Origin of the sequence: Staphylococcus caseorum (assembly GCF_049943195.1) — a bacterium.
Lineage (GTDB): Bacteria > Bacillota > Bacilli > Staphylococcales > Staphylococcaceae > Staphylococcus > Staphylococcus equorum_A.
Genome location: NZ_JBNFUA010000001.1, coordinates 2,520,326 through 2,546,080, shown reverse-complemented (window position 1 = coordinate 2,546,080; position 25,755 = coordinate 2,520,326). Strand labels below are relative to the sequence as shown.

The 25,755-nt window shown below is 33.6% G+C and carries 24 protein-coding genes; 5 read left to right on the top strand and 19 right to left on the bottom strand.

What is annotated here, in order from left to right; all coding sequences use genetic code 11:
• The first annotated feature begins 20 nt into the window (after positions 1 to 20).
• Positions 21 to 1,469, top strand: coding sequence for a D-xylose transporter XylE (gene xylE, locus ACP3TL_RS12785; RefSeq protein ID WP_285336819.1), 1,449 nt, complete (start codon positions 21 to 23; stop codon positions 1,467 to 1,469).
• A gap of 136 nt (positions 1,470 to 1,605) precedes the next feature.
• On the opposite strand, the gene ACP3TL_RS12780 is transcribed toward xylE, so the two are convergent.
• From ACP3TL_RS12780 to ACP3TL_RS12710, 15 genes are all read right to left on the bottom strand, one after another.
• Positions 1,606 to 2,940, bottom strand: a complete 1,335-nt coding sequence (locus ACP3TL_RS12780; protein ID WP_285325863.1) for a GntT/GntP/DsdX family permease — start codon at positions 2,938 to 2,940, stop codon at positions 1,606 to 1,608.
• A 50-nt stretch (positions 2,941 to 2,990) separates the two neighbouring features.
• Entirely contained in the window at positions 2,991 to 3,716 is a 726-nt protein-coding gene (locus ACP3TL_RS12775) for a GntR family transcriptional regulator (RefSeq protein ID WP_069832745.1), read from the bottom strand.
• A 7-nt stretch (positions 3,717 to 3,723) separates the two neighbouring features.
• Positions 3,724 to 4,692 (bottom strand): sugar kinase, encoded by a 969-nt coding sequence (locus ACP3TL_RS12770; RefSeq protein ID WP_285325866.1) that lies wholly within the window; start codon positions 4,690 to 4,692, stop codon positions 3,724 to 3,726.
• 40 nt (positions 4,693 to 4,732) lie between these two features.
• Positions 4,733 to 5,482: a 2-dehydro-3-deoxy-phosphogluconate aldolase gene (gene dagF, locus ACP3TL_RS12765; protein WP_069832747.1), complete on the bottom strand. Its 750-nt coding sequence runs from the start codon at positions 5,480 to 5,482 to the stop codon at positions 4,733 to 4,735.
• Positions 5,482 to 6,588 carry a DgaE family pyridoxal phosphate-dependent ammonia lyase gene (locus ACP3TL_RS12760; RefSeq protein WP_277575680.1) on the bottom strand — a complete coding sequence of 369 codons (1,107 nt, stop codon included), beginning with the start codon at positions 6,586 to 6,588 and terminating at the stop codon, positions 5,482 to 5,484. The genes dagF and ACP3TL_RS12760 overlap by 1 nt, the downstream gene beginning before the upstream one ends.
• The gene (locus tag ACP3TL_RS12755) at positions 6,566 to 7,666 is read right to left on the bottom strand and encodes an amidohydrolase/deacetylase family metallohydrolase (protein WP_285336817.1); all 1,101 of its coding nucleotides are present in this window, start codon (positions 7,664 to 7,666) and stop codon (positions 6,566 to 6,568) included. Before ACP3TL_RS12755 ends, ACP3TL_RS12760 begins: the two co-directional genes overlap by 23 nt.
• A 231-nt stretch (positions 7,667 to 7,897) precedes the next feature.
• Positions 7,898 to 8,662: an SDR family NAD(P)-dependent oxidoreductase gene (locus ACP3TL_RS12750; RefSeq protein WP_285336816.1), complete on the bottom strand. Its 765-nt coding sequence runs from the start codon at positions 8,660 to 8,662 to the stop codon at positions 7,898 to 7,900.
• A gap of 11 nt (positions 8,663 to 8,673) precedes the next feature.
• A complete protein-coding gene (locus tag ACP3TL_RS12745; protein ID WP_069832751.1) occupies positions 8,674 to 9,609 on the bottom strand; it encodes a 3-hydroxyacyl-CoA dehydrogenase family protein in 936 nt (311 codons plus the stop codon).
• Between the two features lie 62 nt (positions 9,610 to 9,671).
• Positions 9,672 to 10,985: a GntP family permease gene (locus tag ACP3TL_RS12740; protein ID WP_069818098.1), complete on the bottom strand. Its 1,314-nt coding sequence runs from the start codon at positions 10,983 to 10,985 to the stop codon at positions 9,672 to 9,674.
• A gap of 33 nt (positions 10,986 to 11,018) precedes the next feature.
• Complete coding sequence (gene hisD / locus ACP3TL_RS12735; protein WP_069818097.1) at positions 11,019 to 12,308, bottom strand: histidinol dehydrogenase; 1,290 nt, start codon at positions 12,306 to 12,308, stop codon at positions 11,019 to 11,021.
• Positions 12,309 to 12,416: 108 nt separating this feature from the next.
• Positions 12,417 to 13,406 (bottom strand): LacI family DNA-binding transcriptional regulator, encoded by a 990-nt coding sequence (locus ACP3TL_RS12730; RefSeq protein ID WP_069832752.1) that lies wholly within the window; start codon positions 13,404 to 13,406, stop codon positions 12,417 to 12,419.
• A gap of 206 nt (positions 13,407 to 13,612) precedes the next feature.
• Positions 13,613 to 14,707 carry an ABC transporter permease gene (locus tag ACP3TL_RS12725; protein WP_069832753.1) on the bottom strand — a complete coding sequence of 365 codons (1,095 nt, stop codon included), beginning with the start codon at positions 14,705 to 14,707 and terminating at the stop codon, positions 13,613 to 13,615.
• Entirely contained in the window at positions 14,707 to 15,432 is a 726-nt protein-coding gene (locus ACP3TL_RS12720; RefSeq protein ID WP_069832754.1) for an ABC transporter ATP-binding protein, read from the bottom strand. Before ACP3TL_RS12720 ends, ACP3TL_RS12725 begins: the two co-directional genes overlap by 1 nt.
• Positions 15,433 to 15,607: 175 nt before the next feature.
• On the bottom strand, positions 15,608 to 16,948 hold the full coding sequence (cstB, locus tag ACP3TL_RS12715) for a persulfide dioxygenase-sulfurtransferase CstB (RefSeq protein ID WP_285325875.1): 1,341 nt from the start codon (positions 16,946 to 16,948) through the stop codon (positions 15,608 to 15,610).
• Between the two features lie 33 nt (positions 16,949 to 16,981).
• Positions 16,982 to 18,043 carry a DsrE/DsrF/DrsH-like family protein gene (locus tag ACP3TL_RS12710; protein WP_069832756.1) on the bottom strand — a complete coding sequence of 354 codons (1,062 nt, stop codon included), beginning with the start codon at positions 18,041 to 18,043 and terminating at the stop codon, positions 16,982 to 16,984.
• Positions 18,044 to 18,180: 137 nt separating this feature from the next.
• Between ACP3TL_RS12710 and cstR the strand changes: the two genes are divergently transcribed.
• From cstR to ACP3TL_RS12690, 4 genes are all read left to right on the top strand, one after another.
• The gene (gene cstR / locus ACP3TL_RS12705; protein ID WP_002506435.1) at positions 18,181 to 18,441 is read left to right on the top strand and encodes a persulfide-sensing transcriptional repressor CstR; all 261 of its coding nucleotides are present in this window, start codon (positions 18,181 to 18,183) and stop codon (positions 18,439 to 18,441) included.
• Positions 18,441 to 19,196 carry a sulfite exporter TauE/SafE family protein gene (locus tag ACP3TL_RS12700; protein WP_069832757.1) on the top strand — a complete coding sequence of 252 codons (756 nt, stop codon included), beginning with the start codon at positions 18,441 to 18,443 and terminating at the stop codon, positions 19,194 to 19,196. The genes cstR and ACP3TL_RS12700 overlap by 1 nt, the downstream gene beginning before the upstream one ends.
• A gap of 23 nt (positions 19,197 to 19,219) precedes the next feature.
• A complete protein-coding gene (locus tag ACP3TL_RS12695) occupies positions 19,220 to 19,828 on the top strand; it encodes a class I SAM-dependent methyltransferase (protein WP_069818090.1) in 609 nt (202 codons plus the stop codon).
• Positions 19,829 to 20,148: 320 nt separating this feature from the next.
• Positions 20,149 to 20,280 carry a beta-class phenol-soluble modulin gene (locus tag ACP3TL_RS12690; RefSeq protein WP_002506432.1) on the top strand — a complete coding sequence of 44 codons (132 nt, stop codon included), beginning with the start codon at positions 20,149 to 20,151 and terminating at the stop codon, positions 20,278 to 20,280.
• Between the two features lie 153 nt (positions 20,281 to 20,433).
• Here ACP3TL_RS12690 and ACP3TL_RS12685 read toward each other — a convergent pair whose 3' ends face one another.
• From ACP3TL_RS12685 to ACP3TL_RS12670, 4 genes are all read right to left on the bottom strand, one after another.
• Positions 20,434 to 21,843 (bottom strand): sugar porter family MFS transporter, encoded by a 1,410-nt coding sequence (locus ACP3TL_RS12685; RefSeq protein ID WP_277575684.1) that lies wholly within the window; start codon positions 21,841 to 21,843, stop codon positions 20,434 to 20,436.
• 72 nt (positions 21,844 to 21,915) lie between these two features.
• On the bottom strand, positions 21,916 to 23,337 hold the full coding sequence (araA, locus tag ACP3TL_RS12680) for an L-arabinose isomerase (protein WP_069832759.1): 1,422 nt from the start codon (positions 23,335 to 23,337) through the stop codon (positions 21,916 to 21,918).
• Positions 23,338 to 23,349: 12 nt separating this feature from the next.
• Positions 23,350 to 24,045, bottom strand: a complete 696-nt coding sequence (locus ACP3TL_RS12675; protein WP_069818087.1) for an L-ribulose-5-phosphate 4-epimerase — start codon at positions 24,043 to 24,045, stop codon at positions 23,350 to 23,352.
• A gap of 1 nt (position 24,046) precedes the next feature.
• Positions 24,047 to 25,645 carry a xylulokinase gene (locus ACP3TL_RS12670; protein WP_081325309.1) on the bottom strand — a complete coding sequence of 533 codons (1,599 nt, stop codon included), beginning with the start codon at positions 25,643 to 25,645 and terminating at the stop codon, positions 24,047 to 24,049.
• Positions 25,646 to 25,755: the final 110 nt, after the last annotated feature.

The window sequence follows — 25,755 nt, the reverse complement described above, 5'->3', positions numbered from 1 at the left end:
TTTATCAAGGGGATGGATATATGTCAACTTATAATAATAAGAAGTTTATCTTTAAAATAGCTTTAATCGCAACGCTTGGCGGGTTGTTATTCGGCTATGACACTGCAGTTATTTCTGGGGCTGAACAATCCCTCCAGAAATATTTAACTAAAGATTACGGTAGCTTTGTCCATGGTATTACAGTTTCTAGTGCCTTAATCGGCTGTATTATTGGTGGCTTGTTATCTTCAATTTTCTCAAGTCGGCTCAGTCGTAAAAAATCATTACAAGTAGCAGCTATTTTATTTATAGTTTCTGCGCTTTTATCAGGCTATCCTGAGTTTTTATTTTTTGAACCGGGTGAATCTAGTCTTGGTTTACTGATAACATTTAATCTATATCGTGTCATCGGTGGTATTGGTGTAGGATTAGCCTCTGCAATATCTCCAATGTATATTAGTGAAATTGCCCCTTCTTCTATAAGAGGAAGACTTGTTTCATGGAACCAATTCGCTATTATATTTGGTATGTTAGTTGTTTATTTTGTGAACTACGGTATTACTTTTGGTCAATCTCAAAGTTGGATTGAACTAATCGGATGGCGTTACATGTTTATGACTGAAGCAATACCAGCACTTGCATTTTTCTTTTTATTATTTTTAGTACCTGAAACACCAAGGTATTTATCTTTAAATAATAGAAACACCGAAGCACTTACAGTATTAAATAGAATATACTCTTCTAAAAATCATGCACAAAACGTTTTAAACGATATCTTATCAACTAAAAATAAATTAACAGATGTAAAAGCACCATTATTTAGTTTTGGTAAAACTGTGATTATTATCGGTATTCTATTATCTATCTTCCAACAATTCATCGGTATCAACGTGGCTTTATATTATGCACCTCGTATTTTTGAAAATTTAGGTGCAGGTGAGAATACCTCAATGATACAAACTGTTGTGATGGGATTAGTAAACGTAATCTTCACCGTTATCGCTATATTATATGTCGATAAATTTGGTCGTAAGCCTTTATTAATTATCGGCTCTACTGGCATGGCAGTTGGAATGATCGGAATGAGTGCACTCGCTGCTAATGGCGCGTTTGGCATTAGAACTTTAATATTCTTAGTTATATATACTGCATCATTTATGATGAGTTGGGGTCCAATTATCTGGGTGCTATTATCAGAAATATTCCCTAACAGAATTAGAAGTGGCGCAATGGCAATAGCTGTCGCAGTACAATGGTTAGCAAACTTTACAATCACTTCTACTTACCCATCTATGATGGAAATTAGCGGTACAATGACTTACGGATTTTACGCACTGATGAGTATTCTAGCTGGCCTGTTCGTATGGAAATTCATTCCAGAAACAAAAGGTAAAACACTAGAAGAATTAGAAAAAGTTTGGATTAAAGATAAAGATAAACAAGTTTCTAATCATGCAGAAGAAGTTCAAAGTAATAACTCAGCACATTAAAATTCGAAGTTTATGTGAAGATATTTTCACTATAGTTAAACTTAAAAAGTCTAAAACATAAATTTTTCGTTCTCAAATAAAAGGCCCAATTCATTAAAAAAAATGGATTGGGCCTTTCTATTTAAAATTTTTACTATTATATAATTCCGTCTATGATGAAAGCAATTGCAAAAGCTACAAATGATAATAATGTTTCCATTACTGTCCACGTTTTAAATGTCTCTTTGACATTTAAACCTAAGTATTCTTTAACCATCCAGAACCCTGCGTCATTTACATGAGATAACATTAAAGAGCCTGCACCAGTTGCAATAACTAGTAATTCTAGATTCACCCCAGACATATGTTGAATAATTGATGATACGATACCAGCAGCTGTAGTTAAAGCAACCGTAGCAGATCCAGTAGCGACACGTATTAAACCTGCTACTAAGAAAGCTAAGAGTAATGGCGACAGTGAAAGTTGTTCTGTCATCTGTGCAATTGTATTCCCCACACCTGTTTCAATAAGTATTTCTTTAAAACCGCCACCAGCACCGATAATTAAAATAATAGAGCCAATCGGTAAAATACATTCTTCTACTAAATCTTTAATTACATTTTTCGTCATACCTTGCTTAAACCCTAATAGATAGAAAGCGGCAAAACAAGAAATTAATAATGCTATCACAGGACTTCCTATAAATATTAATGAGTTTTTTATTATGCTAGGAATTTCTCCTAAGTAAGGTGTAATTATAGATAGTAACATGAGTAGTACTGGTAAAATGATAACTAAAAATGAAATACCTACACTTGGTAATCCCTTAGTTTTATTATTTACTTTAATAATATTTGGTGGATTTTCCGGTATAACTCGTTTACTAATAAACTTACCAAAAATTGGACCTGCAATAATTGCAGTTGGTAACGCAATGATTAGTGAATATAACAACACTTTTCCTAAATCAGCTTCATATATGCCGATTGCTGTCATAGCACCAGGATGTGGTGGTACGATCCCATGCACAATTGATAAACCTGCTAATAACGGAATCGCTATTAGTAATATATTTGTTTTAGTTGTTTTATGAATTGAAATCACTAATGGTAATAAAATTACAATCCCTACTTCAAAAAATACAGGTATACCAATAATAAATCCTGATAACATCATTGCCCATGGTAATTTTTTATAGCCTAACGCTTTCACTAAGTAATCCGATATTTGCATACCAGCACCAGAGTCAGACATTAATTTACCTAAAATTGTACCTAATGCTAAGATACCTACTAAATGTCCTAATACATCTCCGACACCAGTTTCATATGCTGTGACAATTTTTTCAGGAGATAAACCTGCCATAATAGCTAAGAATAATCCTGCTACAGTTAAACTTATAAACGCATGCCATTTCCACCATGCAACACCTAATATGACAATAACGATTGAAAGTAGCGTAATGATTAATAAATATATATTAGAATCCATTTTCGTTCCCCCAGTTATGTTAGCGCTACCAACAAGTCACAAGAGTTTGTCTATTCTTTTAAACTGATACTGTATTTCTCCAATTTACTATTATAATAACCGATACTATATTCAACTATATTGTTTAGTGTTGAATAAGATATCCTTTCTCTTACAAGTAATGGCTCAGATGGATTAAGGTTCAAATAAGACGTAGCCTGTGCATCAAAACCAACAGAGAAGTTATCTTCAATATCTTTTATTTCTATTTTTTCATCTTCTAAAATTTTATAAATAGATAGGTCATTATTTTGTTTTAATTGACCATACTTATCCAAACTGTTTAATGGATATGGTAAATAATGATTGAACAGAATATACGGCGTATCATTTAATAAATAAACTCTCGTGATCTTATAGGATTTTTCACCAAACATTTGAAATAATTCACTATTTTTATCATGCTCTTCGACGACAATATCTTTTATAAGCTTTTGAATTTGATTCCCTTGTTCTACGAGTTTTTCTGTGAAGTTTTTATTATTAGTAACATTGCTTAATTGTTTGTGATTAATGACAGTTGTGCCTTTGCCACTTTTTTTCTCTAAGTAGCCAAGCGTAACTAATTCTTTAATAGCTGCTCTAACTGTCACTTTGCTTACATTAAATTCCTTTTCAAATTCAATTTCGGTTGGTATATAATTACCAATAGTGTATATACCGTGAATAATTCTATCTTCAATAATTTGTTTTATTTGTAAATATAATGGCCCTTTGTCTGATGATAAATTTGTCATAAATCAATTACCTCTCAATATCATTTTTTTCTTCATTTATGACTTTTATTATATCATCAGTATCAAACAATGGTGTATCCCCAGATATTGTATGTGCTAATACACAAGATGCCGTTGAAAATGAAACTATTTCTTGAGGATCCATATTTGATAATTCACCATGCATCACACCACAAGTGTACGCATCTCCTGTACCAATTCGGTCCAAAATATCAACTTCGAATGCTTTAGAGTAATACATTCTTTTATCTTTAAATAAATAACCTTTGATATTATTTTGATTACTGCCTTGAATCGTTCTTATAGTTCCAGCGATAATGTTTATATCAAATTTATTAGCAACAATCGGTAATAATTCTTCTAGTTGTTCTTCTTTTGTTTCTTTGCTTGTTGTTAAATTCAAAGTATTAATTGCATCTTTTTCACTCATGAGCACGATGTCTGCTTCTGTTAAAATACTTTCATAGTAAGGTTTAGCACGTTGATTACCATTATTTTCCCATAATGAAGGCCTAAAGTTACAATCAAAGACAATTTGAATGCTTTTCTCTTTTGCTATTTTAACTATAGTCAAAATATTATTCTGCGTTAAATCGTTCATGGCTAAAGATATACCACAAATATGCAAAACATCGATTCCTTCTAGTGACTGGGAAATATTATATTTTGATATATCTGTTGTATTAAAACTACTTTGCTGTCTGTTGGTATAAGTTACATTGCTTGGACGATTCCCAAATCCTTGCTCCAAAAAATACATTCCTAAATTATCATTATTTTTAATAACAAAATCACTATGAATACCTAATCTTCTTATTGCCCCAATAGCTGCTGTTCCAATAGCATTATCAGGTACTGCACTAATCAAGCTCGTATCATATCCAAATTGGGATAATAAACTTGTTACATTAACACCTGTGCCAGTAAAAGAGTATTTTAAGTTTTCAGCTTGTCTTAATAGTAAATTATCAGGCACCTATAATCGCATCATTATTTCTCCATAAGCTGCAATGTGTTTACTCATAAGCATCAACTAATTGTTTTATTTTATATGTTAGCCATTCGACATCTTCTATATTTGTTAGTCCTGTATCTTTATCAATAATAGAAGAATATACATGTGGAATGATTTTAGGAACATTATATTCTAATGCGATTTTTACTATTTCTTCAAAATTTTCTTTTGTAATACCACCTGTTGGTTCTAAACCAAATTCAGCTTCTCCACATGCTTGAGCCACTGCTTTATACTCTTCAACCGTAGCTAAACCTTTCATAGGAAAGAATTTGATTGATGAACCCCCCATATCCTTAATTAAATTAATTGCTGCTTGAATTGGGATGTTCGCTTTCTCGACGCCATCACTACTTACAGGCCCCGTAGAAATATTAACGTACCCGGGTTGTCCTGTAGGAGACACTAAAGCATTAACCCAAGTATTTTCATCGCTGTTAGCTGTTGTTTGTCCAACGCTTGTAAACACTTGATTGATATGTGATCCTTGATAGAATTTAGCAATATCAGCTACCACTTTTGCTTGTCTACTATCACCAGCACCTAGTCCTATTGATATTGCATCATCTACCTCATTGCCAAATTGACTCATAGCTTTCACAGCAGAATTTACGCTATCATAATCTTTTGATAAGACCCCTATCACCACATTTTTATCTGCTGCATGAAATACTTCTTTTATATTTTCTTCACCTTTAGCTAATACGTTCAAAGCTACTCTATCTTTATAAAATCTTTCTAAAATTTTCATTAAATAACTCCCTCCAGGATTTCAATAATTGTTTCATAAATAATTTCAATTTCCCCTTGCTTTAATGGTCTAGGATCAATATCGAAAAACCCTTGTTTAACACCATAATCTCGCGTATATATAGCAATATCAGCTGTTTTTAGTTTTTCAGAGAATAATTCTGCTGATAAATTTAGAGTAGATGGATTCACATGTACGCGTGTTCTATATATTTCTCTGCCCGCTTCATCTTGAACAATCTCTAATTTTATACCTTCATAATTATTTAATGATTCTAGTTTTTTTAGTTCATTTTTTTCTTTTTTGGAATTATCTACTTTATCAAAGTATTCATCTAAAGCTTGTAGTAATCCAAAAGTCGACTCTTTTCCTACTTTCATACTGCGTCCAATAAAATGTAATTGAACTTTAACCGATTCAATGAGCGCTTTTTTACCAGCAACAATACCAGTAGTTGGTCCTTGAATTGCTTTTGAACCACTAAATATGACCAAATCAGAACATTGGATGTATTTTTCTAAGTCTTCTTCAGCTGCTGCATCGACAATTAACGGGATATTATGACTTTGTGCTACTTCATATATTTCTTCGACTGATGCCATATTTTTTTGCACAGCGTGATGAGATTTAACATATAAAATAGCTGCCGTGTTTTCACTTATTGCTTCTTTGACATGTTTGTCTCTACCTTCGTTTGCATAACCTACTTCAACAGTGCACCCTCCTCCTAGATAAACCATAGTTTCGATAGGTGCACCATATTGGACATTATGTCCTTTAAATAAAATTACTTCATTTCTATCTATTTTTTCATTATGCAATCTTTGACTCTTACGCTCATTACCCTCAGTAACAATTCCTGCAATAGATAACGCAATGCCACTAGAAGCTGAGTTTACAACGACAGCATCTTCAGCATTAATTTTATTTGCAATGTATTCACCAGATTTATCAACTAATTCTGCAATTTCCACATAATTTTGTCCTCCAAATTTCATTGCGTCCATTACGGAATTTGTAGGTGAAGACACACCTAGAATACTCATTCTCCCACTTGCGTTTATGACTTGTTTCAAACCATACTTATAATTCAATGAATTTGCCATTTGCTACCACACCTCTTTCTTTAATAACTTTATTTGTTGTAACTTCGTGCTCATGAGAATCTATTAGACTTTGTTCTGTATCAGTAACATCAAATATAGTTAAATTTGCAGTTATTCCTTCTTTAAACTCTGCCAATTTAGGTTTATTTATTATTTCAGCAGGTTTTTCTGTTACTGCCTTGATAATTTCATCTAATGTGTAACCAAGATACAAGAATTTAGTTAGTACATTAGATAAACTAAATACTGGTCCTTCTAATCTATTTTTTTTATAAATATCTGAACTTATACTATCGAAATGTATATTATTTCGTTGAGCTTGCTGAGCGACTTCAAATGAAAAACTGGCATTACCATGACCAACATCTAAATTCACACCTCGTCTTATGGCATCTTTTAAGACTGTTAACGCATTACCTTTTTCATCAAATAAATTATTAGATTTACCATTCAAAAAATGAGTAATGACATCTCCTTTTCTAAGTAAAGGGATAACCTCCTGAATTTTAGGGGGTGCTGAACCAATATGAGTCATAATTGGTAATTTTAATTGTTCACTTATTTCTACTGCTCTTTCTAATGGAATTGTCCCATTCCCTTTAAGCACGCTACTACTTATACGTGCCTTTAACCCGATTATCATATCTTTATATTCTTCAGCAGCTTCAATACACGTTCTCATATCTATCCATTCTAAATTTGATAATTCGTCTATTCTTTCTAGGCCAATTTTAGAAATATTTAAAAATGAAAATACATTTGTTTGGCTGCTTTGTGCTCTCTCGTATAGTTCACTAACTCTATCTGCACCACAACTACCTGCATCTACTATCGTATTAACACCTTGCTTTACTCCAATCTCATCAATTTCATCTCCGTAAGGACTGAAATCTGAAAAAGCATGTACATGCAAATCAATCCAACCGGTTGATACAAAAGAATTTGAACCATCAAAAAGGTTATGACCTTCTAAAATATTTCCTTTTGAAACTTTTTCTATTACACCGTTATTGAGCAAAATATCAACTCGTTGATTGTCTAAAGTAGCGATATTTTTAATAATTCCTGAACTTTTCACATTAGCTCACCTCTTGCAAAAGATTATAACATTATAATGTTTGTAAGCGCAATCATTATAATGTTATAATCTTTTTCTCATTAAATAATATGCTACTTACTTTATTTAATTAATAACTTTAAAACATTCAACTTACCAAAATCAAAAACACTTTCGTAATCTATATTATTACGAAAGTGTTTTTGGTTTTTTCTATAATAGAAATTTAGTTTATATAGGATTAGTAGATAACTAAATCGCTGTCCAACCGCCGTCTATTTTGATTGTTTCACCTGTAACAAAATTTGATAATTGTGAACTTAAATATATGACTGCGCCTGAAATATCTGTAGGTTTTGGCATTTTATGAAATAAGATACGATCCAATACGTCTTCTTTAAACGCTTCATTCTTGAACATCTTCTCTGTTAATTCTGTTTCTACAAATGTTGGAGCAATTGCGTTAACGTTGATATTGTATTTTGCCCACTCAATAGCAAGTGCTTTTGTTAGTTGAATCACACCACCTTTGCTTGAAGCATATGGTGCTCTATCAAAATAACCAACAAAACCAACTTGTGATGCCATATTCACAATTTTTCCACGCTGTTCTTGTGCCATGTATTTTCCAACAAACTTAGAGATAAAAAACAATGATTTTAAATTAATATCTAATACGTTTTCCCAATCATTTTCCTCAATTTCAAATGCAGTTTTACTTATATTTATTCCAGCATTATTCACGAGTACATCAATTTTTTCATATATTGAAATAATATCGTCTATTACTTTTGAAAGTTGATCAATTTGAGTCATATCCAACGCATAAACCGTATGTTGCCCACTAGATTCATTCAGTATATCTAACGTTTTATCTAATGAATCTTTATCTCTAGCTATAACGATTACGTTGGCACCTAGCTGAGCGAAATCGATTGCAATTTCTTGCCCAATACCTCGGTTGCCACCAGTTACAATAACAGTCTTACCTTCTAAATCATTAAAGTTTTTTTGCACTATAAATCATCCTATTTATTTTCTTGATCTTTCTTCAAAAAATACATCAATACTTCGTCACGCTTATCAATAATTTCTTGAGACTTGCTTTCTCCCCAATCATAAAACCCTTTCCCGGTTTTATATCCAAGGTTGCCTTTATCAACATGTTTATTCAAAGTTTCACCAGATGCTTTTTCAGTACTTAAATCTTCAAATAAATAATCAGATATGGCACTAAAAACATCCAACCCTCCTAAATCTGCCGTCATTAGTGGACCAACCACAGGATATCTTCTTCCCACACTATAGGTTACTGCGGCATCAATATCTTCCTTAGACGCTACACCTTGATCAAGTAATGATTGCGCTTCTCTAAATAGCGCATATTGTAATCTATTACCGATAAATCCTGATATTTCTTTTTGTATTAATATCGGCTTTTTGCCTATAGCATTAATTACATTTTCAGTACGTGCAACAGTTTCAATATCTGTGTCTTCATTTTTCACAATTTCTACTAATGGAACTAAATGTGCGGGATTCCAAAAATGTGTGATGATAAAATGATTGGGAAATTTATAATTTTTAGTTAATTGTTGTAATGTAAAACCAGATGTATTGCTAGCTAATATGGTTTTTTCATCTAATAAAGCATTTAATTTTTCATATAGTTCACTTTTAATAGTTAAATCTTCTGGCGCAGCCTCTATGATAAATGTAGTGTCTTCCACTACCGCTTCAACATCTGTGTCTAAGGTAATATTATTTTTGATGTTTTGCATTTGAACGTCACTAATTAAATCATTTTTATATAATAACAGTACCTTTTTATCAATTTCTGTTTCAGCTCTTTTTAAATCTTCTAGATTGATGCTGTAAACTTTCACTTTATAATTCGCCCAAGCAACGGATAGAGCGATTGAATGTCCCATCGTTCCACTACCTAATACAGCAATATTCTCCATCATTACACCTCTCTTGGCTAAACTTTTTTAATTTATTTATATCAGTAACTTTTCAAATAATTTTATAGACCTAACATAAATAGACCGATTGCGATAATCACTGCTACGAGCGGAACAACGACTGTCATAGCTCCGAACGCTCCATATGCATCTTTATGTGTTTCGCCTGCGATAGAACGAATCGTCGTTACGGTATACCCACCATGTGGCAGTGAATCTAACGTGCCTGAAGACATCGAAACAGTTCTATGCATTGCATCAGCATCTACACCCATATCTAAATAATGTGGTGCTAATATAGGTAAGGCTATCGATTGTCCACCAGAGGACGAACCGGTTAAGCCGGCGATAACCATGACCGCAAATGCACCTGTAATTAGGGGAGAACCTGGCAAATTCGTAACGTAATCAATAGCGTCATTAAAAGCTGGTGTCACTTTAGCAACACCACCAAAACCTACAACTGCTGACGTATTACCTAACGCAATCAATGCACCTTCAGTACCATTTCCGACTGCTTTCCAAAAATCTTTAAAATAACTTTTATTCAATAACCACGTTGCGATGATACCACTCGTTAAAGCGACTATTAGCGCTGATTGTTCTAACGTGTCATGTAAGAAAAATGATACTAACAACACAATAAATAATGGAATCATACTTAAAAATGGATTAGGTAGTTTATTCCTATCTTCCATTTGATCCCCTGTTCTACTAATAAAATATTCACCTTTTCGTTTTGCTTTTTTAATCATGTGCATCAACCATAGATAACCTGCAACTAACATAAACAATGCAGTGATGATACTAACAGTCCACCCTGCATATGGACTTGTATGTAAGTATGGTATTGGTATCCAGTTTTGTATTTCTGGAGACCCAGCTGAAGTCATTGTAAATGTAGTGGAACCTAAAGCTAAAGTAGCCGGAATAAATCTTCTTGGAAAATCAGATTCCTTAAATAAATTTACAGCCATCGGATAAACAGCGAAGGCGACTACAAATAGACTAACCCCGCCATAGGTCAATACACCACAGGCTAGTACAATTGCCAAAACGGCTCTTTTCATACCTACTTTTTTAATAATCCAATGTGATACACTTTCTGCAGCACCACTATCTTCCATGACTTTTCCAAAAATTGCTCCAGTTAAAAACATTAAATACCAAGATGTCACAAAACCAGAAAATCCATCCATATAACTTGTAACAAAATCCATTTCCTTACCTGTAGCAAGTTGAGAAAATAACGGTAAACCATTTAAAACGCCAACAAACAACGCAGATAAAGGCGCTGCGATTAATAGATTCACGCCTCTCATTACTAGAATAGTTAAAATAACTAACCCACCAACTAATCCTATAACACCTAACATATAAGTATGTCCCCCTTTAGAACATAAACGGTTTTATTTATTTCCTTTATCTCCATACTTTCTTACACGTAATAATGCTTGTTCTGCGTGTCCCGCGAAATTCTCATAACCGCATAGTCTCGCTGCATACTCACCCATAACTGCACTTTGGTCTTCAGATGTAATACGTTGATAAGTCACTGTTTTAATAAATTTACCTACCCATAAGCCCCCTGTATAACGTGCTGCTTTTTTAGTAGGTAGTGTGTGATTCGTACCAATGACTTTATCGCCATAAGCTACGTTTGTTTCTGGACCTAGGAATAGCGCGCCATAATTTGTTAAATGATTTAAAAAGTAGTCTGGTTCTTTAGTTAATACTTCAACATGTTCAAAAGCGAGTTTATTCGCTTCTATTACAGCTTCTGCTTCATCTTTCACAATAATCACTTGCCCATAATTTTCCCAAGATTCACTTGCAATATCAGCTGTTGATAACGTTTGTAATTGTCTTTCTATCTCTTTTAAAGCTGCTTCAGCAATTGCTTCAGAAGTAGAAATAATCGCACCTGGAGATGTGGGTCCATGTTCCCCTTGACCCAGTATATCTGTAGCAATCATTTCAGGTTCTGATGTTTCATCTGCGATTACTAATGTTTCTGTAGGTCCCGCGAGTAGATCGATACCGACTCTGCCAAATAGTTGGCGTTTCGTTTCTGCCACAAAAGCATTACCTGGCCCAACAATCATGTCTACAGAATCTATCGTTTCTGTACCTATCGCCATACCACCCATGGCTTGAATACCACCGAGAATATAAATTTCATCGGCACCTGCTTTGTACATTGCGTATACAGTTGTTTCTGGAATTTTACCATCTATTGGCGGTGTACAAGCTATAACACGTTTCACCCCAGCAACCTTGGCAGTTAAGATACTCATATGCGAAGAAGCAATCATCGGATATCTACCACCTGGAATATAACACCCTACACTATCAACCGGTATATTCTTTTGACCAAGTATGACACCAGGTGAATTTTCTGTTTCGAAGTCTTGTAAGGAAGCTTTTTGAGCTTCAGCAAATCTTTGAATGTTATTTTGCGCGAATGCGATATCATCTTTAACTTGTTGTGGAATATCATTAACAATGCTTTCAATTTCTTCGTCACTTAATTTAAAACTTTCTGGACTCCAGTTATCAAATTTCACTGACAAATCGCGTAAAGCTTTATCCCCTTCAGCTTCAATCGTTTTAATCGTATCACTTACAATTTGACTAACCTTCTCATCAGATTGTTTTATTTCTTCTTGGCTTTTACCATTTTTCAGTTTGTAAGACATTTAAAAATCCCCTCTCCCAGTGCGTGCGCATGCAATTAAACACAAAAAAAGAACTTTGCATACGTATGCAAATATTTCACTTTATGTTATAGTAAGCGTTTTCAAATGTCAAATTGTTTTCGTTGTTTTTCTGAATTTAAACTTCCCTTTTAACTTCCTTTGTTCTATCTCATCTAAGTTATCTTTTAATAGGATTTCAATTGTTTCATCGATCATTTCATTCAGTGGCTGTGACCAAGTAGACAACTGATGATTGGGCCATGAAGCCATTCGTATATCATCGAATCCTATCACTTCAATTTCATTAGGTACCTCAATATTCATTTTCTTCACTGCCTCTAATACACCGAGTGCTGTAATATCATTTGCGCCAAATATACCTCGAGGTCTGTTGCCATCCTTTAGATATTTCAATGTAGATTTATACGCTGTCTCAAAGGTGAAATCTCCCTCAACCACATCTATATCTTGTTTTTTTTCACTAAAATACTGCCTAAATCCATATAATCTATCTCTATTTGTAGAGGTGTTATGTTGACCTGACACGTACAAGTTGTGCTTGTATCCTTGATTATAAAAATATTCAGCTACCGATCTTGCTGCAAAAATATTATCACTTGAAACTGAATTACAATTTAAAGTTTCATCATATCTATTAAATAACATGACTGGAATATTTGAGCTTTTTAACTTTTTCACCAAATCTGACGATAAAACTGCATCCGTGATAATAATTGCTTCAACATTAAACTCAATAAATTGGTTAATTTCTTCTTGTTGAATTTCTTCATTTTCTGTATATACAAATAGTACAGAATAGCCAAATTGTTTCAGTTTTTGTGTAAATAATGCTAAGACTTCATGATAGAATGGGTTCTGTTTATTTTTCATAGCTAAACCAATGAGTTTAGATTTGTTAGTGATTAAACCTCTAGCTAAAGCATTGGGTTTATAATTTAATTCATTGGCAACTTTTAACACTTTTTGTTTTGTTTCTTCTGACACACTTTTACCAGGTGTAAAAACTCTGGAAACTGTAGATTGTGATACATTCGCTTTTTTAGCTACCAATTCTGCTGAAACATTCTTCTTTTTCAACTTTACCACCTCATCTATACGTCTTCATATTTGTATGTAGCACACTATATTTTATAACTCTTTATATTACATTATAGAATAAGAATTTCAAATGTTGCACTATTTTAATAGTAAAAACACTTCCGTAAGCATCCATAACATATGAATTTACACGAAAGTGTTTTTAGATTTTTATCTTAATGTGTATAAAATTTCAATATCATTCTTTATACTTTTCTGTAACGTTTAAGTCCAATGATATTTAGTATTGTAAATATCAAAATAAATAGCAACAGTATAACAATATCGAACCAAATAAATTCAAATCCCTGTCCCTTAATCATTACATTGGTCAGAGCATCACCGGCATATCTTAACGGAAATACATAGCCAATAGCACTAACCCAATTAGCAATGCTATCTAAAGGGATAAGTCCAGAGAAAAAGACTTGAGGTATAACAACTAACGGTATAAATTGAACCATTTGAAATTCTGAATTTGCAAAAGTTGAAACAAACAAACCTATAGCTAAAGCAGATAATGCAATAAGTATATTAATTAATAATACCCACCATATACTTCCTACAACCTCAACTTTCAGTAAGTATATGGAATAAAATACAATAATTAATGTTTGTAATACCGCAAACAAACCATAACCTGCTAAATAACCAAAGACAATTTCACTTCTTTTAACAGACGTTGCAAGTACACGTTCTAAAGTCCCTCTCGTACGTTCTCTTAAAAGTGCTATACCAGAAACTAAGAATACAAAGAAAAAGACAAAGAAACCAATGAGAATTGGAAATATTTTATCAAAAAATGTACTATCAGCATCACCATAAAGATAGTGACTATCTACGCTCAATGACTCTGTCTCTTGTCCATTGCTTTGTTTCATATTGTCCGGTATCTTTTCAACAATTTTAGTCATATCCTGCATCTTAGTCTTTTGGATTGCACTCGCTAACAATTGTTTCGTTGACCCTGTAAGACTTGGATCTTCATTTTTATAAGTGACTTCTAGATTAGACCCTTTTTGTTCAATATATGCATCCAACTCTGAATCCACAATTGTATCTTTAATTGAGCTACACGCATCATATTTTTCAATATCTACTTTATCTGAGGGCAAAGCGTTCACAATTTCATCTGGTACTGAAGCATTCATACCTATTTTTATATTTGTTTCATTATTAGTATCAAATATAAAATACATCAGTGTTAAAACCAAAATAGGTGCAAATAACATTAAAGCTAACGTTCTTTTATCTCGTAATAATTCTTTAATAACTCTGATGAAAATCGCCTTAAATCTCATTATCGCACCTCCGCTTCTGCTTTTATAAACACTTCTTCTATAGAATCAGCGTCAAATTTATCTTTTAATTCTTGAGGGGTTCCAATCGTAAATAGTTTCCCTTCAACAATTAAGCCTATATAATCACAACGTTCCGCCTCTCCCATAACATGGGTTGTAACAATCACCGATTTACCCTCATTTGCTAAACCATTCAATTGCTTCCAAACATCTTTTCTGAGTTTAGGATCAATACCAACCGTAGGCTCATCTAAAATAATAAGGTTGGGATTAGCTAACAGTGTTATAGCCAAAGAAAGTCTACGTTTCATACCACCTGAAAAATGAGAAACGACCTTTCCTAATTCAGGTTCTAAATTTACTATTTTTGTATTTTCAGCAATTGCTTCTTCTAATTTCTTACCTTTTAACCCCATCAAATTACCGAAAAACACTAAATTTTCTCGAGCTGTTAATGACTCATATAACGCATCACTTTGCCCCATATAGCCTACTTCATTCAGTACTTTACGATTTGGTATTTGTTTATTGAAAATTTGAGCCTGTCCTTCATCTAAACTTTCCATACCCATTAAACATTTTATTGTCGTAGTTTTTCCTGAACCACTAGGACCAATCAATCCTAAAATTTCTCCCTCAGTTAATTCTATATTAATGCCATCTAAGACTTTCTTTTGATCATAATATTTTACTGCGTTTGTTAACTTTGCTACAAGGTCAGCCATAGAGTTCCCTCTCCCATGTATATTATTGTTTATAAAACGAGTATATACCTCTCATTTGTAAAATCAATTTAGCACTAAAAAACTGTGCCGTACTTCCATAATATGGGCGTGCGGCACAGTTGAATCATAAATACACTTTTTGCTAATTTATTTTTTAATTAAACATACAATATTACTACTTTGATTTCACTGATTCACTAAAAGCTAGATAGCCTTCTCTTACATTAACGATATGATTAAAACCTTTATCTTCTAATATCCCTACTGCTATAGAACTTCTTACACCTGATTGACAGTGAACATATATTTTATCTTCTTTATTAAATGGTATATCTTCAATCATCAATTTGCCATGTGGAATATGAATCGCTTGTGATAGATGTCCATTCTGCCATTCTTCTTCAGTACGCACATCTAATATGTGTTGTTCTTTGCCAGTTATATCAGTTCTATGAATAGATGCTGTCATCGTTAAACTCTGTAGCAAACGGTATCCGCTAACATAATCGAATCCTATTAATTGTAGTGTGTGTACCGCTTCTTCTACAATTTCTTTGTCACCTATTAAATCAATGGGTTGATTATAATTTAAATACCACCCGATTTGGTTAATAAAGTTCTTATTGTAAGGGATATTGATTGTACCTTTAGTATGTCCACCATGAAAGGCTTCTTTAGTACGTAAATCAATTGCTAAATTATCTTTATTCAAACTAGGATAAACGTTATATGAATGATATAAGTTCATCCCAAACTGATTGATTTTTTTCATTTGTGCAAAGTGATGTGGTGGCGCGGGTTGATTTGACGTTAATGTCTCAATGAACGTTAGTTTATTCGTTTCATTAAACGCCCAATTGTTTATTTTTTCATAACCTAAGGTAGACATTGGCACCGCACCTAGTGACTTACCACAAGGACTGCCTGCCCCATGTCCCGGCCATATTTGAATAGAGTCAGGTAACTCTTTAATAGTCTCAATAGAGTGATACATTTGTTCCGCACTAACTTCAGTAGAACCTTCCATTTGAACTGCTTTTTCTAATAAGTCAGGTCTACCGATATCACCAACAAATATAAAGTCACCGCTAAATAACCCCATAGGTACTTGGCTCCCCCCACCTTCGTCAGTTAATAAAAAACTAATACTCTTCGGGGTATGACCTGGCGTGTGTAACACTTTTAATTTAATGTGACCTACTTTAATTTGATTTTGGTGTTTAACGTAATGTGTTTGGTCTGGCATATTTTGATAACTTAATTGGTTATCACCTTCTCCAGATACATAAATTACTGCGTTTAAACGCTCTGCGACATCACGAATACCTGAAGCAAAGTCAGCGTGTATATGTGTTTCTGCGGCATGTGTAATCGTAAACCCTTCACTATCTGCTACTTCTATATATTCTGCTAAATCGCGTATCGGATCTATCACTATTGCTTCACCTGTACGTTGACATCCTACTAAATAAGAAGCTTGCGATAATTGTTCATTATAAAATTGTTTGAAATACATAATAAATCCTCCTTTTTAAACGTTACACTCTTACTAAATAAATAAATTATGACTCGCGTTTTCAGTGTCGCCGATATACGTACCTACGCCGCCATATGCAACTTCATCTCTCAACTCTTCTTTTTTAATGCCCATAACATCCATACTCATCGTACATGCAATCAGTTTGATATCTTGATCTATCGCTTGGGTGATAAGTGATGGTAGTGAATCAACATTTTTCTTTTTCATTACATAACGCATCATCACATTACCCAATCCAAACATGTTCATTTTAGAAAGTGGCATTTTTAAAGGAGACTTTGGCAACATCAAATCAAACATTTTCGCAATACCTTGTTTACGCACTTTTGAAGTTTTTTCCTTTTTCAAGGCATTAAGTCCCCAGAAAGTAAAGAAGATAGTAACATCTCTGCCAGCAGCTTTAGCACCATTAGCGATAATCATCGCTGCCACTGCTTTATCTAACTCTCCACTAAACAATACAATTGTAGTGCCTTTAGTTGTATGCCTAACTTCCATAGTTTTGGGTTGTTCTTTTTGGATAATAGCTTTAATCTCATGCCCATCTTCATTTAAATTAACCAAGGTATGACCTGTTTGTTTCACCCAACTTTTAATATCACTAGAGAAGCCTGGATCTGTAACAGTAACCTCCATTTGGTCACCTTCTTGAATATTTTTCACTTCTTTACTGATATTAACTATAGGCCCTGGACATTGAAGATTACTGTAATTAAATTGTTTACGGTCTGACTTAATATCTCTTTCTACTACTGCGTCACCTTCACTCACATTGTTCTGTACATAAGCTTGATAACCACCTTCTAAATTAACTACATCATAGCCTTGCTCAGATAAATATTCGCTCACTTTAGCACTGCGATTTCCACTTTTACAGTGTATATAGTAAGTTTTATTTTTTTCATAATTAAATGTTTCAATGTTATCTACAGGATGTAGTATGGAACCGTTGATATGCCCTAATTCATATTCTTCTTCTGTTCTAACATCAATCAGTTGGCCCCCAGAAGCTAATCTTGCTAATTCTGATTCACTTAAATCATTGATATGTTTTTTGTTATATTTTTTCATATTCACCCTCCTAAAAATACCTACAGGGGTATCATAAAGTCTGTATACACTATTGTCAAATACCCCATACCCTATTTGACACTTTTAATTTATTCACTTAGTATGTAGGTAATTAGTTTTAATATGGAGGGAAAATTATGGATTACGATAAAAAAATGGTTAACCGCATAAAACGAGTACAAGGTCAGTTAAATGGTGTCATTAAAATGATGGAAGATGAAAAGCATTGTAAAGATGTCATTACTCAACTTAGTGCATCTAAAAGTTCTATCCAACGATTAATGGGCGTCATTATTAGTGAAAATTTAATTGAGTGTGTAAGAGAAGCAGATGAAAATAATGAAGATTCGCAAGAATTAATTAACGAAGCCATTGAATTATTAGTGAAAAGTAAATAATGGATATTCTCACAATAACTATTATGTTATTTATTGGAATATTTGGGGGATTTATCGCTGGGTTCGTAGGTATTGGAGGCGCAATTATTATTTACCCAGCTATCCTATTATTACCACCATTATTTGGTGCCCCTGCATATAGTGTATATATCGCATCAGGCCTTACTTCAAGTCAGGTTTTCTTTAGTACATTGAGTGGTTCAATAAAAGCCAGAAAAAAACCTCAATTTTCTCTACAACTTGTAATTTATATGGGCGGGGGTATGATTGTAGGAAGTATTTTTGGTGCGCTCCTAGCAAATTTATTTAATGCTGCATTTATAAACGGTATATATATTATAATCGCTGTACTAGCGCTAATACTGATGTTTATTAAAGTGAAGTCTTCTTCACAAACTTCTCAATTTAACGGTCCTTTACTCATAAGTAATGGAGTTATAATCGGTATTATTTCAGGTATAGTCGGTGCAGGTGGCGCCTTTATTATTATTCCTATACTACTCGTAGTATTTAAATTACCAATGAATACTGTTGTCGCTAATAGTATTGTCATTGCTTTTATGTCTTCAATAGGCGCTTTCGTTATAAAGTTTATGCAAGGTTATATACCTATGACAGATGCACTATTTTTAATTATTGGGAGCATTCTTTTTGCGCCATTAGGTTTAAAAGTAGGCAATAAAGTGCCAAGCTTTGTACAAAAATGGATTGTGAGTATTTTAATTATTATCGCAATTATGCAACTGATAATCTAACTTAATTTAAAAGGAGGCTTATAATGAATCATTGGGATGAAAAATTCGACTCAGACAATTATATCTATGGCGAGGAAGCAAACGAGTTTGTGAAAAATATTTTTCAAACTAACACTACAAACAATGAAAATATAGTATTATTCGCAGAAGGTGAAGGCCGAAACGCGATCTATCTTGCACAACTTGGTTACGATGTCACAACATATGATATGTCTAAAGTAGGTATCGATAAACAATATAAGCTAGCACAAGAGACCGGTGTTAATATAAAAGCAAATTATGGTGACATCACACAACCTGACCTAACAACTCAATCAACATTTGATTATAGTATTAATATTTTTGGTCATGTCCCTGCCGAGGGCAAACAAGCTATGTTTAATAATCTTATTCAATCATTAGTCAAAAACGGTCACAGTTATTTTGAATTTTACTCAATAGAACAACTAGAATATCGTACAGGCGGTCCTAAAGATAAGTCAATGCTTTATGAAATAGACGAAATTAAGCATTACTTATCTCAACACACTATTAAAATTCATATGCTAAAAAAGCGTGAAACATACCGCTACGAAGGGACAAAACATACAGGTCTGGCTTCTGTAATACAAGGTCATATTGAAAAATTATAATTCATCAATAAATCATCAAATTCTATTAATAACCCTTCTATGCAGTTCACAGCAGTATCTAAATTGTATAGAAGGGTTTAAATCACTTAAATCCCCCTCTATATTCCTCGGCTATTTAAAGTGCTGTTCAATAAAAAATTATAAAAACCAAAGGAAATACCTAATTCTTACAAATCCAATAAAATAAGTAATATTACACTTGGGCATAAAAATCCTCTAGTTAGGCAATTTCGTGCAAATTAACAGTGAAATATTTTATATTGTAGTTGATAAATTAAAACTTTGTTTTAATTTTAAATACTTGGAAAGGGGTGTTTTATATGTCAGCAATCATAGAAGCACTAAATAATGCCATCCAAGCAGGTATCGCTCATGATTGGGTAACTATGGGTACAAGCATTGCAAGTGCATTAGCTAGCGGTGTAGACTTTGTTTTAGGTTTCTTAAAATAAAGTCATTTTCCTCACAAAAAGGACCTTCTCTAAAATCACGTGTGATATTTTTAGAGAGGGTCTTAAATTCAACTTCTAAACATTTGTAATTTTTGAAAATAAAAAAATGGCTGAGACATAAATATATGTCTCAGCCTCAAAGTAATATTTTAACTATACTTTTTCAGTTTGTGCTTGTGCTTTTTCATTGTTTGACGCATGTGTAGCACCGATTGCTTCGATTTCTTCTAGTGTGCGTCCTCTAGATTCTGGAACGAATTTTTTCACAAATAGTACGCCGAGTATACAAATAATGCCGAATATCGCAAATACGATTTGTTGAGGGAAATACACTGTCATAATTGGGAATAGTAATCCAACTAAGAAAGAACCAATCCAATTTAATGAAGATGCAGCACCAGAAGCAAATCCTCTAATTGCTAACGGGAAGATTTCTCCTACGATCACCCATGTTAATGGTGCCCATGTAAATGAATAGAATGCTACATAGATACTTAAAAATACCACGATGAGTATCGGATTCGCATTTGGTAAGAACAAATGGATGATTGCCGGTAATATGAAGGATAATCCCATCACAGTACCACCCAACATAAGCAATGTTCTTCTGTTAAATTTATCCGCTATCCAAATGAAGAGTAATGATCCTAATACTAAAATTACACCTTGAATAATTGGCCACATTAAAGCTGTACTTGCTGAGCTACCAGTAGCTTGTTCAACAATTAATGGAATATAATAGAATATTGCATTTGCCCCTTGGAATTGTTGAAACGCAGCTACACCCAATCCAGCGATAACTAAATATTTATATTTGCCACTAAATAATGTTGCTAATGATTGGTTTACTTTATTCTTACTTTCTATTTGAATTGTCTTGTTTATTTCTTCAAATTCTTTATCTACATTTTGGTTATTTCTAAGGTTGCTTAAGACCATTTTAGCTTCTTTAAATTTATTATTTTTAATTAAAAATCTTGGAGACTCTGGTAATTTTAATACGCCCCAGAATAAAATGATTGGCGGAACTGCTGCTGCTCCTAACATTAATCTCCAACCCATTTCAACAGGTAAACCTCTTAAGAAATAGTCTACGATGTATGATAACAACATCCCAGATACAATCATTGTTTGGTTCATACCAGACAATTGGCCACGGTACTTGGCAGGAGCCATTTCTGACATGTAAGCTGGTACTAATGCTGATGCAGCACCAACTGCTAATCCCAGAATTACCCTTGATATAATTAAGAAATAACTACCATCATGTGGTGCGATACCTGACAAAACAGAACCAATTACGAAAATGATTGCAGAAATTAAAATCATTTTCCTTCTACCAAGCGTATCAGATAATTTACCTGCTAAAATACCACCAAATATTGCGCCTAGCATTACTGACGAAGTAATTAAGCCAATTATAAATCCACTATTAATATTCCAGTCTTCTCTTAAAAATGGTAACGCTCCGGTCATAACACCTATGTCATAACCAAAAAGTATCCCACCAAAAGCGCCGAAGAAATAGATAAAGCGATTCGAAACTTTACTGTTTATTTTCATCCCATTCACCCTTTTTTAAAACAAAATATGCCTTACATTACGTCATTTGATTAACGACAAATCTACTGTAATTTAATTTATTAATGTATATTCTGAATCAAACATGTTTAATAATATTTCTATTTGCGATGTATTCAATTTAAGTGACAGTACTGTGTGATGACCGCCGCCTTCTTCAATCCAACGTTTCACGCCTTGTTCTAATGATGGTTTAACATCCCATAACACTCTAGCTACTGGTAAGTTAGGTGCAGGTTCATCTAATTGTTTAGCAGTAATTTCATTCACAATAAACTTGAAGTGTGTGCCAAGATCCATCATTGTGACAACTACGCCGTCGCCTGCTTTTCCATCGAATACTAATCTTGCTGGATCTTCTTTACCACCTATACCTAGGGGATTTACAACGATTTTAGGTTTCTTATCTGCTAGTGTTGGATCAACTTCCAACATATGTGCGCCTAGAATATGTGATTGATGACTTCTTAAGTCGTACGTGTAATCTTCCATGAACCCTGTTGCTTCATTTTCTGCAGCAATTTTAAGTAAGCGGTCTAAAGCAGCAGTCTTCCAATCGCCTTCACCTGCAAAGCCGTAACCTTGTTCGTTAAGTCTTTGTACTGCTAAACCTGGTAATTGTTTCATGCCATGTAAATCTTCAAAGTTAGAAGTGAAAGCAGTATATCCACCGTCATCTAAAAAGCGTTTAATCGCAATTTCATATTTGATTTGTTCTTTAACAGAAGCATTAAATGCGTCTTCACTGTACGCTCTGTAATCAAAGTCATATAAATCTTCATATGATTTAAATAATTGATCTACTTCAGAATCTGTTACTTGATTCACATATTCTACTAAATCACCTATACCAAAATAATCTACAGTCCAACCGTATTGGATTTGTGCTTCGATTTTATCCCCTTCAGTAACAGCTACATTACGCATGTTGTCACCAAATCTTGCAACTTTTAAGTTAAAGCTTTCATTATAAGCATTGGCTACAACCATCCATTCGCTTAATTGTTTTTGTACACTTTCATCTTTCCAATGTCCAAAAATGATTTCATTTTTCTTATTAAGACGGCGGTTAATATAACCGTATTCTCTATCTCCATGCGCTGATTGATGTAAATTCATATAATCCATATCAATGTTTTCCCATGAAATATCATTGTTGTATTGAGTTGCTAAATGTAACAATGGTTTTTGTAATAATTTAGTACCTCTAATCCACATTTTCGCTGGTGAAAATGTATGCATCCATGTAATCACGCCTAAAATATCATCACGATAATTCGCTTCTTTCATAATATCTGTAATAACATCTGCAGAAATTGCTAATTTCGTTTGTAATTCAATTTCAAACGGTAATTGTGCCTGCGCGTTTAATTCGTCCGTAATATTTTGTGCATTTTGTTTAACTTGTGCGAGTGCATCGTCACCATAGAGTTCTTGTGATCCAATCACAAACCAGAATTTTTTTGTTGTAGCCATTTTATTTCCTCCTTAGTTTTGTCCGTAATAGGCATTAGCGCCGTGTTTTCTTTCAAAGTGTTTATCAAGTACTGCTTTAGGTAATGTTTCAGCGAATGGATTTAATTGTCTTGTGAAGATATTCATCTTACATACTTCTTCTAACACTACTGCGTTCATAACAGCTTTTTCGCAATTATCTCCCCAAATAAATGGTGCATGACCATGCAATAATACTGCAGGTACTTCATGTGGGTTAATATTTTTTTCTTTAAATGTTTCAACAATGACATTGCCTGTTTCATACTCATAATCTTTATTGATTTCTTCAGTCGTTAAAAATCTAGCACACGGAATTTCGCCGTAGAATGTATCAGCATGTGTTGTTCCCATAGCTGGCACGTTTAATCCTGATTGCGCCCACGTTGTTGCCCATGGTGAATGCGTATGTACGACACTGCCAATATCACCAAATTCTTTATAAAGGACAGCATGCGTTGGCATGTCTGAAGAAGGTTTTAAATCTCCTTCAACCACTTCACAATCTAAATTACAAACCACCATATCTTCTGGTTTCATGACATCGTAATCTACGCCACTCGGCTTTATAACAAATAATTGTGATTCTGCATCAAAGGCACTCACGTTACCCCATGTATATTTAATCAATCCTCGGTTTGGCAACTCTAAATTTGCTTTATAAACTTCAGCTTTTAACGCTTCTAACATGTTATTTGCCTCCTAAATACTTAACTATCGATTGTTCTATAGGTAAACCTTTTTTAACTTTTTCTACATAGTTATTAAAGTTAATCACTTCTTGTTCTGCTGGTTCCACAGTTACTTCTTCTGTGTTTAAAAATACAACTTCATTTAAAAATGTAGCTAAAGGTTGTTGAGATTCTTGTGCGCTATAGTAAGCTAAAACACTGACACCCCACGCGCCACCTTCACTTGCCGTATCCATTACGGTAATTTTATTTTCAAGTGCTGATGATAATACTTGCTGTGCGACACCTTTCGTTTTAAAAATACCGCCATGTGCTATTAATTTATCTATGTTAATCGATTCATTATTTTTCAATAAATCCATTCCAATTTTTAAAGTACTGAACGCACTATATAAATGCATTTTCATAAAATTAGCTAAATTGAAATTATAGTTTGGTTCACGTACAAATAATGGATAACCTGTCTCTACGTCTGTGATGTTTTCGCCTGAAACATAGTTGTATGAAAGTAAGCCACCAATGTTGTCATCACTTTCCAATGAACGCCCGAATATTTGTCCGTACAACTCATCTGATGAAAAATCAACACCCATGACACTTAATACTTCGCCAAATATGTTCATCCAATCATTAATATCAGAAGTACAGTTATTGGTGTGAATCATTGCTACTTCACTACCATCGGGCGTTGTTACTACATCAATTTCCGGGTACATACCTTTTAATGCATCAGATAATACAACCATTGCAAACGCACTAGTACCGGCTGATATATTACCTGTATTCTGCGCTACTGTATTCGTTGCTACCATACCAGTACCAGCATCACCTTCTGGAGGGCACATCACGCTACCAGCTTCAAGATTTCCTGAAGGATCTAATAATGTTGCACCATCACTTGTAAGACGACCACCATTTTCACCTGCCAATTTAATTTCAGGTAATATAGTTTCTACTGACTTTGCAAATCCTTTACTTTCAAATAAGTCATTGGCTTTATTTAATAAATCTGACCTATACGTTTTGTTGTTAACATCTATTGGGAACATGCCTGAAGCCTCGCCAATACCGACAACTTTTTCACCAGTTAAGTACCAATGTACATATCCAGCTAACGTTGTTAAATATTCAATTTGATTCACATGGGCTTCTTTATCTAATATGGCTTGATATACATGCGCAATACTCCAACGTTCTGGAATATTAAATTGAAACGCTTCGCTAAGTAACGTAGCTGCCTTTGCTGTATTACCATTTCTCCAAGTTCTAAATGGTACAAGTAAATCTTCATTATGATCAAACGCTAGATAACCATGCATCATACCGCTGATACCAATCGACTTCACTTGTTTTAATGTTAAATTATGTTTTTCTTTCATTTCTGTTGTCATTGCATTATAACTTTTCTGTAAACCGACCCAGATATCATTAATTGAATATGTCCAATATCCATCTACGAATTGGTTTTCCCATTCAAAATGTCCAGATGCTACTGTATTCAAATGCTGATCAATTGCTACGGTTTTAATTCTTGTAGAACCAAGTTCAATACCAATCGATATATCTTCACTACTTAATGCTTTCTTCAAACCATCCATTTCCAACACTCCTATTGAAACCGTTTTCAAGTATACTTTATAATATTTGTCCGTACATGTCAACATTTATTATTTTGTGTCCGTACATGTTTCTAGGAATAAAAAGACTC